We start from the raw sequence: 14,769 nt of genomic DNA, 5'->3' as shown, positions 1-14,769 counted from the left end.
GCCCGCCCTCGTCCCGGCCGAGCCGGTCGCCAAGGCGACCCGCGCCCGGCGGCCGCGCCCGCCGGCCATGGTGGCGCCCGAGGGCGCCCTCGAGGTCTACACCGACGGCGCCTGCTCCGGCACGCCCGGCCCCGGCGGCTGGGCCTGGGCGGTGTCCCGCGAGCGGTTCGCCTCCGGGTCCGCGCCGAGCACCACCAACCAGCGCATGGAGATCACGGCGGCGCTCGAGGCGGTCCGCGCGCTGTCCGGCCCGCTGGTCGTCGTCAGCGACTCCGCCTACGTCGTCAACTGCTTCCGCGACGGGTGGTGGCGCAACTGGCGGGCCCGCGGCTGGGTCACGTCCACCAAGACGCCGGTGGCCAACCGCGACCTCTGGGAACCCCTCGTCGACATGGTCGAGGAGCGCGGCGACGTCGTCTTCCACTGGGTCAAGGGCCACTCCGGCCACCCGATGAACGACCTCGTCGACGAGCTCGCCGTCGCCGCCAAGGTGGCCCAGTCGTAGGTTAGCCGCGCAGGGTCACGCTGAAGCTGCGCCCATACGCGTGGCGGGTGTCGACCCGCAGCAGCGTGCCGCCGGTCGCCGGACTGACTGTGACGGCGCGGTCGCCGGCCACCCGGGTCAGCGTCCGGCCGCGCACCAGCACCTCGACCACGTCGCGGTTCATCGTCGGGTCCGACACCGCGACGGTGGTGAGCCGGCCCGCCCGAGTCCGCGCCAGCACCGACGCCGGCCCGTCGACGGTCAGGACGCCGGCGTGGTGGCGGCCGGGCGTGAACGTGTTGACGCCGGTCAGCCGCAGCCCGGTGTGGCGCACGGCCTGCACGTCGGTCGTGTTCGCGAGCACCTCCAGCGGGCCCTCCGCGTACGCCGTCAGGACCGCCTCCGTCGCGTGCGGGACCACCGCGTAGGCCAGCGCGGCCGGTGCGGCGCCGGCCGGGTGGTCGATCGTCACGCCGAGCACGCGCTTGGTCACCGCGGTGTCCGGGTTCGCGGTGCGGACGACCCGGCGGCTGCGGGTGACGGTGTCCAGGGCGATCCGGACCGGCTGCGCGGAGAGGAAGACGTACCCGACGGCGGCGTCCTGCGCCGGGTTCGCGTAGCGCAGCCACGCGAGGTCGGCCGTGCCCGGCCCCGTCCACGCGCCGCCGGACCGCAGCGCGCCGGTCGCCGTCACCGGGTCGGTCGCCGCCGCGATGCGGGCGTCGACTGTCGTCGTCACCGCGCGGCCGGCCTCGTCCCCGACCCCCGCGGCGAGCACGACGATCTCGTCGTCGAACAGGAACCACGACTTCGTCGCCGTCGCGTTGCGGTAGACGACGAAGTCCTCCGGCAGGATCCCCTCCTGCTTCGCCGCCCAGGCGACGTCGCTGGACTGCACGAGCGCGGCCGTCCCGTACGCGTCGAGCGTCGCGCCGCCGGAGTGGGCGTTCGTGCCGCGCGGGAAGTAGACGTAGGTGTTCTGCGACTGCGAGGACGACGTGAAGTTCAGCGGGTGGCCCGGGTTGTCGTAGTAGGGCGTGCCGTAGAGCTGCGGGATCGTCCGCCGCTCCTCGACCGGCGCGGTGACCCCGGCCAGGCCGTACGGCGACACCGTCGTGAAATAGTCGACGCCGAAGGCCTGGGTCTGGTCCTGGCCGGACAGGTACAGGTAGTGCGCGCCGTCGCCCTGGAACCACGGCATGAGGTTCTCGCCGCTCATGTACTCGTACTTGCTGATCCGGTCCGAGCTGCGGGCCAGCGCGAACGCGTAGCCGGGGCGGCGGTGCACGGTCTTGTCCATCGCGTTGAACGCCACGCAGCGGGCCGGCGGGTTGAGATCGGCGGGCGCGACGGTGTCGTCGGCGATCAGGTCGGCGTAGCGCGCGATGCTGATGGGCGAGACGAACGTCACCGGGTCCAGCGCCGCCCGCGACGTCGACCGGATGAACTTCACGTAGCCGCGGAGCGGGGCCGGGTCGTCGGCGTGGTCGGCGAGGTCGACGACGGCCTCGACCACCTGCGCGACGTCGGTGTACCCCGTCGACGTCCGCGAGACCGACCGGCCCTTGACGATCTCCATCATCCAGCCCTCGAAGATCAGCGGCGCGAACCCGTCGGTCACCCACCGCTGCACGACGGGCGCCAGCGCGGCGCCGTCGGCGAAGCCGGTCCCGTCCAGGATCTTCAGCGTCTGCACCACGCGGGTCAGCAGCGCCCGGCCGTACGCGCCGGTGTAGGCGACCGAGTGGTGCTGGATGAACGAGCCGTCGGCGTAGTAGCCGTCGGTGTTGCCGTGGCGCAGGGCGTACGGGTCGATGGTCGCGAAGACGGTGAGCTGGTCCTCGATGGCCTTGCGGATGCGGGCCTCGTCGCCGAGCAGCGCACCCTGGATCATCCGGTTGGTCGTGATGTCGGCGAGGTTGGCGCCGGTGTGGAAGCGCGAGTCCAGGTTCACGTCGCCGTCGATGCCGTTGCGTAGATAGGCGTCCATGGAGGCGACGTAGGTGGCGACGAGGTCCGCCGGCGCCGCGTCCGCCGCGGCGAGGAGGGCGAGGGTCTTGCCGGCGTGCGTCGAGATGCCGATCTCCCAGGTGAACCAGTTGCCGTAGTAGCCCGCCGACTGGTCGCCGTAGTAATGGTCGTGCAGCCAGACGAGGCCGTCGTGGACCTGCTGCCTGGCCGTCGTGTCGCCGTGGAGGGCGCAGCCGGGTGTGGCGGTGGCCAGGGCGATCTCGTAGAGATGCTGGTAGGAGGCGTTGAGGTTGGGGTCGCTGGTGCCGAGCGGCAGGCCGGCGAACAGCTCGCCGTCGCCGGCGTTCTGCAGGGCCGTGCGCCAGGTGGCGGCGGTCCGGTCGATCGCCGCGAGCTTGGCGGCGACCGCCGGGTGCGTGTTGACCTCGGGCGTGCCGGCGAAGATCGTGACGGTGTTGGCGAGCATCCGGTCGGTGCCCGGAGTGCCCGCGACGTCGGCCACGTCGGCGGCCAGGTCGGCGGCCGCCCTCGGCGGGTGGACGACCGCGGCCAGGCCCGCGGCGGACAGGATCGACAGCACTCGGCGGCGGCTGAGCTCCACGGGTCCTCCTCGCAGAGGTCTAGACCTGACAGAGCGGAGTCAAACAGACGAATCGCCCGCGGGCAAGCGCTTGCCCGTCGACCGGAGTCGTTCGCCTTCCTGTACGTCATCGTGGAGATCTCCGCGGGTGCGGGCCGATGATGGACGGATGCGCCGTCGCACGGGTCTGGTCGAACTGGTCCACGAGGAGGGGCCGGCGCTCTTCACGTTCCTGCTCGCCGCCGGGTTCGAGGGGCCCGAGCGGATCTCCGATGGCATCGCGTATCACCGCATGGGCCTGCACATCGAGATCGGCCATCACGGTGGCCGCGAGCCGGAGCTCGGCACGGTCGTGGTCCGCGGCGATCGCCGCCAGTCGCTGGCCGATCTCTATACCGCGGCCGGCTGCGGACCGGCGCAGGACGTCCCGTCGAACGCGCACTCGCCCGCGCTCGTCCGCACGCGGCTGCGTCAGCAGGCGGCCGCGCTCCAACGGCTGCTGCCGACTCTGCTGCCGGGCGAGGCTGTCGGTGGGGGCGGCTAGCTTCGGCCGGGTGACCGAACCCGCCTTCCTCGCCGCCGTCAGCACGTCCTACGACACCGTCGCCGACACCTTCGCCGAGCGCTTCCCGCCGTCCCGGCTCGGCCCGCTGGGCCATGCCATGATGCGGGCGTTCGCCGAGATCGTGCTGGCCGAGAGTAAGGGCCCGGTCGTCGACGTCGGGTGCGGGCCGGGCGGGCTGACGGCGGAGCTGGCCGGCCACGGTCTCGACATCTCCGGCGTCGACCTCTCACCGCGCATGGTCGAGCTGGCCCGCGCCGCTCATCCGGAGCTGCGGTTCAGCGTCGGGTCCATGACGGCGCTCGACCTTCCCGACGACGGGCTGGGCGGGCTGCTCGCGCACTTCTCCACCCACCACACCCCGCCCGAGCACCTGCCCGCCGTGTTCGCCGAGTTCCAGCGGGTGCTCGCGCCCGGCGGCCACCTGCTGCTGGGCACCCACCTCGGTCCGGACGAGCACCTGCGGCCGGCTGAGGCCTACGGCGGGCACCCGGTCTCGTACGAGTGGTTCCTGCTGCCGGGCGAGCGCATCGCCGCGCTGATCGCCGACGCCGGCCTGACGGTCACCGCGCGGCTCGACGAGCCCAACCCGAAGGGTGCGGGCCGATCGTTCGCCTACTTCCTCGCGCGCAAGGACGGTTAGGCCGACTCGCGCAGCAGGTGCCGCATGCGCTCTTCGAGCCCGGCCCGGACTGCCGGGTCGAGCTCGAGCCCCCATCGTCGCAGCAGGTCCGCCAGTCCGGCGTCGCCGACCTCGGTGCCATGCACGACGGCGTCAAAATCGGGGAACGGCAGGCTCTCGTGCGCGAACGCGTACACGGCCAGGGCTCGGGCCTCGGCCGGCTCCGGCCACGCCGACACCTCGATTCCGTACGAGCCGAGCAGGCCGACGATCAGCGGCGCCGCGTCGGTTCGCGACGTGCCGGGCGCCAGAGCCGTCAGCTCGACCACGGCCGGCCGGTCGTCGCCGCTCAGGAGGAGGTCGGTGGCCAGCGCGATCGCGTCGTCCGCGACGGCCGGGCGGTTGCCGGCCGCGAACGTCACCGCCAGGCGGAACAGCCGGTGCCGTGGCGTCACGTCGTCAGTCGACGACGAACCAGTCGCCGTCCTGGTAGGCGAGCACGGTGTCGCCGAGCTGGTCGGCGGTGAAGGTGACGTCGGCGACGATGGCCTCGGCCGGGACGACCACCTGGCCGGGCGAGCTGTCGTCGACCAGTTCGGGGTCGATGGTGGCCGTCGACAGCGCCGCCGACTGCTCCTCCGACAGCATGCCGGCCATCATCGGCATCGTCGACTCGCACGGCCCGAAGCCGTCGGCCTCGGCCTGTGCCGCGGCCGGCCCGGCGATCGCGCACATGGTGGTGACGTCATTGGCGCCCAGCGCGTGCAGGAAGGTCTCGAACCGCGCGATCGCCGCCTCGGTGGTCTCCGGCGACCCGCCCGCGCCGTTCGGCGGCGCCGCCGGCGTCTCGGCGGCCGTCGGCGTCGCCGCGGGAGTCTCCGGCGGTGTCGAGCTCGGCGTGTCCGACGGCTCCGGCTCCGTAGACGGCTCCGGCTCCGCGGACGGTTCCGACGACGCGGACGAGGTCGCGGCCGGCGCGTCCGTCTCGCCCGCGGACGGATCGTCGTCGGAGGAACCGCAGCCGGACGCGGTGAGGGCGAGGACCACGCCGGAGGACAGCACGGCGGCGCGGCGGACGAACGAGCACGACATGGGCGACGTCCCAGCAGGAAGGGGGCAGAACCGCGCGGCAGGCTAGCACGCGTCCGCGACCTTCCAGGGGACAATCGCCGACCGTCGCCGAACCCGGCCGGCGACGCGCCCGCTACGAGCGCCGGACCAGCGACCCGCCGGCCGTCACCCCGATGGACGTCTTGACGCCGCCGACGTCGAGGTTGACGACGAACGTCGAGCCGGACCAGCCGGTGGTGTACTTCACCGAACCGGACGTGCGAATGGGCACGACGAAGGACAGGATGTAGGCCGACGTGCCCGACCGCACGAACTGGACCGTCGGCGCGGCCTTGCGGGTGAAGATGGTCGGGTAGTGCCAGCCCTGGATGGGGCTCGTCTGCCCCCGCTTCACCAGTGCCGCGCCCCGCGGCAGGCTCTGCCGGTACGGGATCTGGAACAGGATCGTCTTCGTGGAGTCGCCGGGCGCCTGGGCGACGACCGTCGACCGCGAGTAGATGGTCGCCGTCTGGTCGGAGGGCAGGTGCCACATGGTCTGGTACTGCTGCGCCTTCGACGACGACCCCTGGTCGAGGGTGACGATGAGGTCGGGGTCGCGCAGGAACAGGACGCCGCGGGTGCGGTAGACCCCCGTGGCGGGGTTGTCGCTGAACTCGAAGAAGTCGGACATCGGCTCCAGCACGTGCCGGTTCATCCGGGTCGCCGCGGCGCGGTCGGTGGCCGTCGGAACGGTCAGCGTGCCGTGGGCGAACGGGCTGCGCGCCCAGGCCCGCCAGGCGTCGTTCTGGTAGCCGGCGTGCCCGCTGTCGATGAGGATGTCGCGCCCGCGTGCGGTGTAGGTGACGGCCATGTGGTCGCTGTGGCCGTGCACCGCGCGGGCCGGGCCGTACCGGATGCTGTAGGTCGACTCGCCCCGGAACGGACGGGTCTGGCCCCAGCCGGTGCGGCCGAAGATGTAGCCGGCGTCGTAGACGCCGACCCGGCGCGGCGGGCGCGGGCCGCTCTGCCCGAGCGTGGCCGCGTACTCCATCGGCGTACCCGCGTACGGATAGGTCTTGATCAGCTCGGAGTCGCCGATCTGGTGGAGCCGGCCCAGCGAGGTCGTCGCCGTGGCCAGCCAGACGGCCATCAGGGCGCGGCGTTGGTCGATGGTCGAGCCCGGGTTGCCGCCGCACTGGCGCAGCACCTCGGACACCCGGCCCCAGAGCGCGTAGTTGAACTGCGCGTACGCCGTGGACTGCTCGTTCGTGGACCCCTGCTTGTCGATGGAGGTGGTGATGCCGGCGGCCAGGCGCTCCTGGGCGAGCTGCTTGTAGTCGGTGCGGTTGACCGTGCAGCCGACGCCGAACAGCGCGAGGCTCTCCTCGGTGCCGTGGTTCCAGGCGCCGCTCCAGTGGTTGACCAGGAACTTGGCGTGCTCGCGCAGGACGGGGTCGATCCAGGCGTACTTGCTGGGCAGGCTCGTGGCGCCGAGGCCGGACAGGATGGCCTGCCGTGTGCAGATGATGACGTTGGTGCGGTAGCGGGTGGCCTCGTAGGCCCCGATGTCGCCGTGCCAGGAGTACGGGTTGTCGTTGACCCAGTCGCGGATGACGGTGGCGACGCGGTCCATGGCGGTGCGGTCGCCGAGGCTGGCCGCGATGACGCCCTGCCCGAGCCAGCGCAGCGAGTGCAGCCACATGTACCAGCTCGGGTTGTTGTAGGGGTTGGCGCGCCAGTTGATGTTCCCGCTGCCGTTGCCGACGCGGTACGGGGCGAAGGAACCCCAGGTGAAGACGTCGCGGTAGAGGTTGGCCAGTGGGTTGGGATCGTCGATGGTGCCGAAGCCCGGGCAGGTGTAGCTGCCGGACGCGCGCTCGGACGACAGCCGTTCCATGTCGCGGGCCGGCGCCGCCACCGGCTCGACGACGTTGCTGCGGCCGGGCACGAACTGCGCAACGCCGGGTTCCGGCAGATCGGGCAGGACCTCGATGCCGGCCCCCGGTTCGGACGCGGCGGCGGGAGCGGGCTCGCCGGCGGCCGGCGTGGTGAGCCCGGCGGTGATGACGGCGAGCGCGACCACGCCCACGACGGCATGGAGCCGGCGTACCTTGACCAGCGACATCGGTGACCCCCTAGTGACGATGTAAATGGTAACCAGGGGGTCGGACAGAACGAGCGGCGCAGCCGATCATGCCTGCGTGCCGACCGCCACACCGTCGGTGTCGGACGTGAACCGGGAGCCCTTGATCCGCAGGACGCCGGAGCCGTCGGCGTGCAGCGCACCGCCGGCCAGCGGCAGCAGGTTCGGCGCCGGGCCGGTGAGGCCGATGTTGCCGTACGCGGCGCTGGCGTAGAGGCTGCCGCCGTCGAACGTCATCGTCGCGCCGGTCTCGAACGTGTTCTGGGTCGCGATGACGGACGCCTCGGCGGTGACCACCAGGCGGCCGGGAGCCGCGCCGGCCACGTCGTTGCCGGTGAACACGTTGCCGGGGCCCTCGAACCGCCCGGCGAACGGCCCGGCCGGGGTGCGGAAGTGGTTGCCTGACAGCTGGGCGTGGTCGCCCTTGATCCGGAACGCCGCGCCGGCCGAGGAGACGAACGTGGAGTCGGTGAGCTTCAGCCGGACACCGGCCGGCGGCGCGTTGAGCACGTACCGCGACGCGCACTCGCTGACGTGCAGGCCGGTGATGGTGGCGTCGGCGCCGGCCACCAGGATCGCCTCGAGCGTCGTCGCGTTGCCGTGCCGGAACGAGCCGTCGGCGACGCGGATGCGGGTGCCGCCGATGCGGATCGCCCGGCCGTCGGCGCCGGTGCCGGTGGTGGCGCCGAACCGGAAGTCCTCGAAGGTGCAGGAGTCGGCCTGCTCGCCGATCTCGAGGAAGCGGCGCGCCGTGTTCCCGCCGCGCACGCCGCGGACGTGGCTGTCCCAGACCTTGCGGGTGAAGATGACGAACGACCCGGCGCCGGCGGTGTCGCCGAGCGCGAGGCCCTCGAACCGGACCCGGTGCGCGTTGGAGACGACCACGTAGTTGTAGCCGGTCGAGTGGCAGGTGATGTCGCTGAAGGTGATGTCGTGGACGTCCGTGCCGCCGAGGTCCTCGGTACGCGTCGTGCCGCCGGGGTAGTAGCTGAGGTCGACGCCCGCGGTCTGGCCCTCGATGCTGATGACGGCGAACGTCGACCGCGGCTCGGTGGCCGCCTCGTACACCGTCACGTCGCGGCAGCGGATGTTGGCACAGTGGTACTGGAAGGTCAGCGCCTTGCGCCCGATGCGCGAGAAGTAGAGGTTGTCGATCTGCACGTCGCGGCAGAACGAGCCGCCGAGGCCGTTGTCGTTGGACCCGTTGCTGGTGTCGAGGTGCAGCCCGCTCACCCGGACGCCCTGCACGAAGCGCTGTGGCGGCCCGGCCGGCGTGGACGGCGCCGCGCCGTGGATGCCCAGCAGCTCGCCGGCTCCGCCCGGCCCCGACACCAGCGTGATCCGCGAGCGCAGCCCGTCGCCGAACCAGTGCGTGCCGTCGACCAGCAGGCTGATCGAGTCGGTCGTCAGGTACGCGCCGTCGGTGCCGGGCACGTACACCGTGCCGCCCCGCCGGGCCGCGGCCTGCAGTGCCGCGGTGTCGTCGGTCCCGGTGCCGGACTCGAGGTCGTAGTCGCCGACCGCGCCGAGCGCCTTCACCGACACGACGTCGTCGGCCAGCTCCCACCACGCGCCGTCGCGGGTGCGCAGATGCCAGCGGTCCGGCTCGGCCGGCGCGGCGTCGAGACGGCGGTACAGCGCGCCACCGCCGTCGCCGGCCGCCGCGTAGCCGCACGTGCGCAGCGCCCGCACCCGCCCGTTGACGACCATCTGCTCCGCGGCCGCCCGCGACGGCACGGTCAGCGCCTCGCTGCCGGCCGGATCGGCGGCCGACGACGGCACCGCGGCGGCGACGCCCACGGCTCCGGCTCCGGCGGCTCCCAGCAACGAACGTCGGGTCAACGGCGACACGGACATGGCAACTCCTCGAAGGCAACGGTGCGAACGGAAGAGAGCAGGGTGCAGCGGAGCGCGGACCACGACGGGGTCCGCGCCCGGAGGCGCAGCGGAGACGAGCTAGAGCGGCCCGGTGCGGTCCAGGCGGCTCAGGATGGGGTCGTAGTGGTCGGACAGGGCGTCGTGCACGGCCGCGACGTCGCCTCCGAGCACCGCCTGGTAGATGGCGTCGTGCTGCCGGTAGGTGTCGGCGGGGCGGTCGTCGGCGATCTCCGCGCGCTGAGCGACCGCACGGCTCATAGTCAGCCAGAACGCGTCGAGCAGCTTGAGCGCGACGGCGTTGCCGGCGTCGGCGAACAACGTGCGGTGGAACCGGCGGTCCTCGTCGAGGACGTCGGCGCCCCGCTCGGACTTCTCCTTCATCTCGCTGAGGATCTGCTCGAGCTCGGACCGGGTGCGGTCGCTCATGTTCCGCACCGCCCGCTCGATGAGGTCGTTCTCGACGGCGCGGCGCACCTCCAGCAGGTCGGCCAGCTCGCTGTAGTCGAACAGCAGGTTGAACGGGAGGTTGTCGATGAGCAGGGACAGCGAGAAGTCCTTGACGAACACGCCGCTGCCGCGCCGGGTCTCGAGGATGCCGAGGGACACCAGCCCCTTGACCGCCTCGCGGACGGAGTTGCGGCTGACGCCGAGCTGCTGGGCCAGCGCGCCCTCGGCCGGTAGGCCGTCGCCCGCGCGCAGTCCGTTGGTGAGGATGTAGTCGCGCAGCGCTGTCTGCACGGACTCGTGCAGGCTCGGCGGCCGCGGCAGCGCCGTCAGTCGCGTGAGTTGGTCCCCCTGAGCCACGTGAACTCCTCCCGGCATGGCGGTGATTTGTAGGATAACCGAGTAATGTCCGGGACCACAAGCGGCGCCCGGCCTACCCATAAACAGCGACGCTGCAGGTGGACGGGCCACCTGCAGCGTCGGGCGAGCAGTCCGGGCTACTCGTCGAGGTCGCGTTCGAGCAGCGCGACCAGGGCGTCGAGGGCTTGGTCGGCCTTGTCGCCCTCGGCGGACAGGATGACCTGGTCGCCCTGCTCGACCCCGAGCGTCATGATCGACAGGATGCTGGACGCGTCGACCGGCTCTCCGTCGGGCTTGCGGATCGACACCTTGGTGGGCTGTTCCGCGGCGGCCTTGACGAAGACCGCGGCGGGCCGGGCGTGCAGCCCGGCCTTGCTTGCGACGACTGCGGTGCGCTCGGGCACGGCGTCTCCTCTGCTGAGGTCGTATGTTGTGCGGCCCCCAGCCTAACGGCCGGTGCCGCGAGCATGCTCGTTCGCTGCGCCGGTACGGACGGTTTCGCGTTACCGGCCCGTTACGGTGAATACTGGGCCTGACATGCGTGCCCCCCGTTGTCGTGGGGCGTGAGCCCGGACGGCTGGGTAGCTGCCGTCCGACCGGAACGGAGCATCTATGCCCATCGCCACTCCCGAGGTCTATGCCGAGATGATCGACCGGGCCAAGGCCGGCTCGTTCGCCTATCCCGCCATCAACGTGACGTCGTCGCAGACGATCAACGCGGCGATCCGCGGGTTCGCCGAAGCCGAGAGCGACGGCATCATCCAGATCTCCACCGGGGGTGCCGAGTACATCTCCGGCCCGACCATCAAGGATCGCGTCCGCGGCGCCGTCGCGTTCTCCGCGTTCGCGTACGAGGTCGCGCAGAGCTACGACGTGCAGATCGCGCTGCACACCGACCACGCGCCGCTCGACGCCGTCGAGCACTGGGTGAAGCCGCTGCTGGCGCTGTCGACCGAGCGGGTGAAGAACGGCGGCGCCCCGCTGTTCAACTCGCACATGTGGGACGGCTCCGCGGTGCCGCTCGACCAGAACCTCAAGGTCGCCGAGGAGCTGCTGGCGCTGGCTGCCGAGGCGAAGTCCATCCTCGAGATCGAGGTCGGCGTCGTCGGCGGCGAGGAGGACGGCGTCGCCCACGAGATCAACGAGAAGCTGTACACCACTGTCGAGGACGGCCTGGCCACGGCCGAGGCGCTCGGCCTGGGTGAGCGCGGCCGCTACATCGTGGCGCTGACGTTCGGCAACGTGCACGGCGTCTACAAGCCGGGCAACGTCAAGCTGCGCCCTGAGATCCTGCGCGACATCCAGCAGGCTGTCGGCGAGCGGTACGGCAAGGAGAAGCCGTTCGACCTCGTGTTCCACGGCGGCTCCGGCTCGACCGCCGAGGAGATCGGCGCGGCCGTCGACTACGGCGTCATCAAGATGAACATCGACACCGACACCCAGTACGCCTTCACCCGGCCGGTCGTCGACCACATGTTCACCAACTACGACGGCGTGCTGAAGGTCGACGGCGAGGTCGGCAACAAGAAGGCCTACGACCCCCGCGCCTGGGGCAAGCTGGCCGAGGCCGGGCTGGCGACCCGCGTCGTCGAGGCGGCCCAGCAGCTGCGGTCGGCCGGTCAGAAGATTCGCTGATGCCGGGCGAGAACCTGCTGTCCGGGCCGCCCGAGACGTTGCTGCCCGACGACCCCGCGGCCCGCGAGGCGCTGGAGTCGGGCGTCGACGCGGCGACGGTGGCGGCGGCGCACCCGGCGTACTCGGCGGCGTGGGCCGACCTCGCCGACCGCGCGTTCGCCGCAGGCGACGCCGTCTCGTCGTACGCGTTCGCCCGCACCGGCTACCACCGCGGGCTGGACCAGCTGCGGCGGCACGGCTGGAAGGGGCACGGCCCCGTCCCGTGGGCGCACGAGCCCAACCGCGGGTTCCTGCGCTCGCTGTACGCGCTCGGCCGGGCCGCCGAGGCCATCGGCGAGACCGACGAGGCCACGCGGTGCGCGCAGTTCCTGCGCGACTCCAGCGAAGAGGCCGCCGACACGCTCCGCTGACCGCGACGCGGGAGCCGCCGCCCAGACCGGAGGCTCCCGCGCCCGCTCAGGTCCGTCCAGCAAGGGGGATGCCCAGCAATGCCCGCCATCGTGCTCGTCGGCGCCCAGTGGGGCGACGAAGGCAAAGGCAAGGCCACCGACCTCATCGGCGGCCAGGTCGACTACGTCGTGAAGTTCAACGGCGGCAACAACGCCGGCCACACCGTCGTCATCGACGGCGAGACCTACGCGCTGCACCTGCTGCCGTCGGGCATCCTGACGCCGGGCGTCACGCCGGTCATCGGCAACGGCGTCGTCGTCGACCTGGCCGTCCTGTTCGAGGAGCTCGACGCGCTGGAGGCCCGGGGCATCGACACGTCGCGGCTGGTCGTGAGCGCCAACGCGCACCTGATCCCGTCGTACAACCGGACGCTGGACAAGGTGACCGAGCGGTTCCTCGGCAAGCGGCGCATCGGCACCACCGGGCGCGGCATCGGACCCACCTACGCGGACAAGATGGCGCGCGTCGGCCTGCGGGTGCAGGACCTCTTCGACGAGAAGATCCTGCGGCAGAAGGTCGAGGGCGCGCTGGAGCAGAAGAACCAGCTGCTGGTGAAGGTCTACAACCGGCGCGCGGTCAGCGTCGACGAGGTGGCCGACGAGCTGTTGAGCTACGCCGACCGGCTGCGGCCCATGGTCACCGACACCGCGCTGCTGCTGGACCGCGCGCTCACCGACGGCAAGGTCGTCATCATGGAGGCCGGCCAGGCGACGCTGCTCGACGTCGACCACGGCACCTACCCGTTCGTCACCTCGTCCAACGCGACCGCGGGCGGCGCCAGCACCGGCTCCGGCGTCCCGCCGACCCGCATCGACGGCGTCATCGCGGTGCTCAAGGCCTACACCACCCGGGTCGGCGAGGGCCCGTTCCCGACGGAGCTCTTCGGCGACGAGGGCGAGCGGCTGCGCAAGGCCGGCGGCGAGTTCGGCACGACGACGGGACGGCCGCGGCGCTGCGGCTGGCTCGACACCGTCATCGGCCGCTACGCCACCCGCATCAACGGCACCACCGACCTCGTGGTGACCAAGCTCGACGTGCTCACCGGCTACGACCCCGTGCCGGTCTGCGTCGCCTACGACATCGACGGCGTCCGGCACGACGAGATGCCGATGACGCAGACGGAGTTCCACCACGCCGTCCCCATCTTCGAGTACTTCGAGGGCTGGGACGACGACATCAGCGGCGCCCGCACGCTCGACGACCTGCCGCCGGCCGCCCGGCGCTACCTCGAGGCCATCGAGGACATGTGCAAGGCGCCCATCTCCGCCGTCGGGGTCGGGCCGGGCCGCGAGCAGATCGTCGCGATCCGCGACCTCGTCCGCTGATCCGTCAGGTCGTCGGGCGGCCCATGGTGCGGCCGCTCGGCGACCGGCGCAGCGTCCGGAACCCCATGCGCTCGTAGAAGGCGATGGCGCGGGTGTTCGCCGCGCCGACGCCCAGGTGGACGCCGGGCGCGCCGGCCTCGTGCAGCGCCGTGAGCAGCCGCTCGATCAGCCCTCGGCCCAGGCCCCGGCCCTGGGCGCGGGGGAGCAGGTCGATGTGCAGGTGGGCGGGATAGTCCGCGACGACGGCGGGGTCGGGGGTGCCCCGCTGGTGCAGCACCTCGACGTAGTGCGCGTCGCGCGTGCCGGCCGGAAAGGAGCCCGGCGGGTACTTCTCGCGCAGCGGCGGCCACCACTCGCGTTCGCAGGCCGCTTCGAACTCCACGGTGTCGCGGGCACCGAGCACGTAGCCGGCCGGCGCGCCGTCGTCGATCACGAACGCCAACGAGGGCTCGAACCGCAGGTACGGGCCGACGAAGATCTCGCCGAGCAGCCGCGGGTCGGCGAACTGGCCGGTGGCGTCGCCGCCGTTGTCACCCGTGCGCAGGCAGATGTCGTAGAGCGCGTCGTCGTCGCCGGGCGCGTACGGGCGGATGATCACGAGGCGAGCTCCTCTGCCGATGGGGTCGTCGGTCCGATGGTGGCACGCGGTCGGCGATGATGGCTCGGTGACCACCGCCATCACCACCGTGCCGCTGGCCAACGACTGGATCGAGCTGGAGCCGCTGACGCCGGGTCATCTGGACGAGCTGACCGCGGCCGTCTCCGAGCCGGACGAGCTGTTCCGCTGGGTGGCCACCTGGCGGCCGGATTCGGACGGCAGCCTTGCCGGGCCGCTGGAGCGGACGCTCGCGGCGGTCGCCAGCGGTGACGTCGTGCCGTGGGCGATCCGCCGCCGCGCCGACGGCCGCGTCGTCGGGTCGACGTCCTACCTCGACGTCGACGCGGCGAACCGGCGGGTCGAGGTCGGGTCGACGTGGATCGGGCCGGCCTGGTGGCGCACCGAGGTGAACACGGCGACGAAGCTGCTGGTCATCGGGCACGCGTTCGAGACGCTCGGGCTGGAGCGGGTGGCACTGAAGACCGACCACCTCAACGTCCGGTCGCAGCGCGCCATCGAGCGGCTGGGCGCCGTTCGCGAGGGCGTGCTGCGTCACCACATGCGCCGCCCGGACGGCACCTGGCGCGACACCGTCTACTACTCGATCCTCAGCGCCGAGTGGCCGGGCGTGCGCAAACGGCTGGAGGCGGCGCTGGCGCGCTGACCG

At 72.2% G+C, this 14,769-nt stretch carries 15 protein-coding genes; 7 read left to right on the top strand and 8 right to left on the bottom strand.

Annotation, left to right across the window (positions count from 1 at the left end; translation table 11 throughout):
* On the top strand, positions 1-505 hold a 505-nt coding region (locus DY240_RS30930), incomplete at its 5' end, for a ribonuclease H family protein (RefSeq protein WP_199702801.1).
* A gap of 1 nt (position 506) precedes the next feature.
* Here the strand turns inward: DY240_RS30930 and DY240_RS30925 are convergent.
* Positions 507-3,056, bottom strand: coding sequence for a polysaccharide lyase family 8 super-sandwich domain-containing protein (locus DY240_RS30925; protein WP_119663481.1), 2,550 nt, complete (start codon positions 3,054-3,056; stop codon positions 507-509).
* Positions 3,057-3,204: 148 nt separating this feature from the next.
* On the opposite strand from DY240_RS30925, the gene DY240_RS30920 reads away from it, so the two are divergent.
* A complete protein-coding gene (locus DY240_RS30920) occupies positions 3,205-3,579 on the top strand; it encodes a hypothetical protein (RefSeq protein WP_119663480.1) in 375 nt (124 codons plus the stop codon).
* A 10-nt stretch (positions 3,580-3,589) separates the two neighbouring features.
* Positions 3,590-4,240 carry a class I SAM-dependent methyltransferase gene (locus DY240_RS30915; protein ID WP_119663488.1) on the top strand — a complete coding sequence of 217 codons (651 nt, stop codon included), beginning with the start codon at positions 3,590-3,592 and terminating at the stop codon, positions 4,238-4,240.
* Here DY240_RS30915 and DY240_RS30910 read toward each other — a convergent pair.
* The 6 genes from DY240_RS30910 to DY240_RS30885 form a co-directional block, all read right to left on the bottom strand.
* A complete protein-coding gene (locus DY240_RS30910; protein ID WP_119663479.1) occupies positions 4,237-4,674 on the bottom strand; it encodes a hypothetical protein in 438 nt (145 codons plus the stop codon). The two genes, DY240_RS30915 and DY240_RS30910, sit on opposite strands and share 4 nt — an antisense overlap.
* A 4-nt stretch (positions 4,675-4,678) precedes the next feature.
* Positions 4,679-5,311: a hypothetical protein gene (locus DY240_RS30905; protein ID WP_119663478.1), complete on the bottom strand. Its 633-nt coding sequence runs from the start codon at positions 5,309-5,311 to the stop codon at positions 4,679-4,681.
* A 112-nt stretch (positions 5,312-5,423) separates the two neighbouring features.
* Positions 5,424-7,394 carry a heparinase II/III domain-containing protein gene (locus DY240_RS30900; RefSeq protein WP_119663477.1) on the bottom strand — a complete coding sequence of 657 codons (1,971 nt, stop codon included), beginning with the start codon at positions 7,392-7,394 and terminating at the stop codon, positions 5,424-5,426.
* Between the two features lie 66 nt (positions 7,395-7,460).
* Positions 7,461-9,269 (bottom strand): pectate lyase family protein, encoded by a 1,809-nt coding sequence (locus DY240_RS30895; protein WP_147375595.1) that lies wholly within the window; start codon positions 9,267-9,269, stop codon positions 7,461-7,463.
* 99 nt (positions 9,270-9,368) lie between these two features.
* Complete coding sequence (locus tag DY240_RS30890) at positions 9,369-10,094, bottom strand: FadR/GntR family transcriptional regulator (protein ID WP_158603067.1); 726 nt, start codon at positions 10,092-10,094, stop codon at positions 9,369-9,371.
* A 137-nt stretch (positions 10,095-10,231) separates the two neighbouring features.
* Entirely contained in the window at positions 10,232-10,498 is a 267-nt protein-coding gene (locus DY240_RS30885) for an HPr family phosphocarrier protein (RefSeq protein WP_119663474.1), read from the bottom strand.
* A gap of 208 nt (positions 10,499-10,706) precedes the next feature.
* Between DY240_RS30885 and fbaA the strand changes: the two genes are divergently transcribed.
* The 3 genes from fbaA (at position 10,707) to DY240_RS30870 (ending at position 13,504) form a co-directional block, all read left to right on the top strand.
* Positions 10,707-11,729: a class II fructose-bisphosphate aldolase gene (gene fbaA, locus DY240_RS30880; RefSeq protein WP_119663473.1), complete on the top strand. Its 1,023-nt coding sequence runs from the start codon at positions 10,707-10,709 to the stop codon at positions 11,727-11,729.
* Complete coding sequence (locus DY240_RS30875) at positions 11,729-12,139, top strand: DUF3151 domain-containing protein (RefSeq protein WP_199702800.1); 411 nt, start codon at positions 11,729-11,731, stop codon at positions 12,137-12,139. The genes fbaA and DY240_RS30875 overlap by 1 nt, the downstream gene beginning before the upstream one ends.
* A 78-nt stretch (positions 12,140-12,217) precedes the next feature.
* Positions 12,218-13,504, top strand: coding sequence for an adenylosuccinate synthase (locus DY240_RS30870; RefSeq protein ID WP_119663471.1), 1,287 nt, complete (start codon positions 12,218-12,220; stop codon positions 13,502-13,504).
* Between the two features lie 4 nt (positions 13,505-13,508).
* On the opposite strand, the gene DY240_RS30865 is transcribed toward DY240_RS30870, so the two are convergent.
* Positions 13,509-14,102, bottom strand: a complete 594-nt coding sequence (locus DY240_RS30865) for a GNAT family N-acetyltransferase (protein WP_199702799.1) — start codon at positions 14,100-14,102, stop codon at positions 13,509-13,511.
* A gap of 67 nt (positions 14,103-14,169) precedes the next feature.
* On the opposite strand from DY240_RS30865, the gene DY240_RS30860 reads away from it, so the two are divergent.
* A complete protein-coding gene (locus DY240_RS30860) occupies positions 14,170-14,766 on the top strand; it encodes a GNAT family N-acetyltransferase (protein ID WP_233552941.1) in 597 nt (198 codons plus the stop codon).
* Positions 14,767-14,769: the final 3 nt, after the last annotated feature.

The organism is Jiangella rhizosphaerae, assembly GCF_003579925.1.
GTDB lineage: Bacteria > Actinomycetota > Actinomycetes > Jiangellales > Jiangellaceae > Jiangella > Jiangella rhizosphaerae.
Note: the sequence above shows the minus strand (reverse complement) of the source record. Positions and strands in the feature narration are given on the sequence as shown.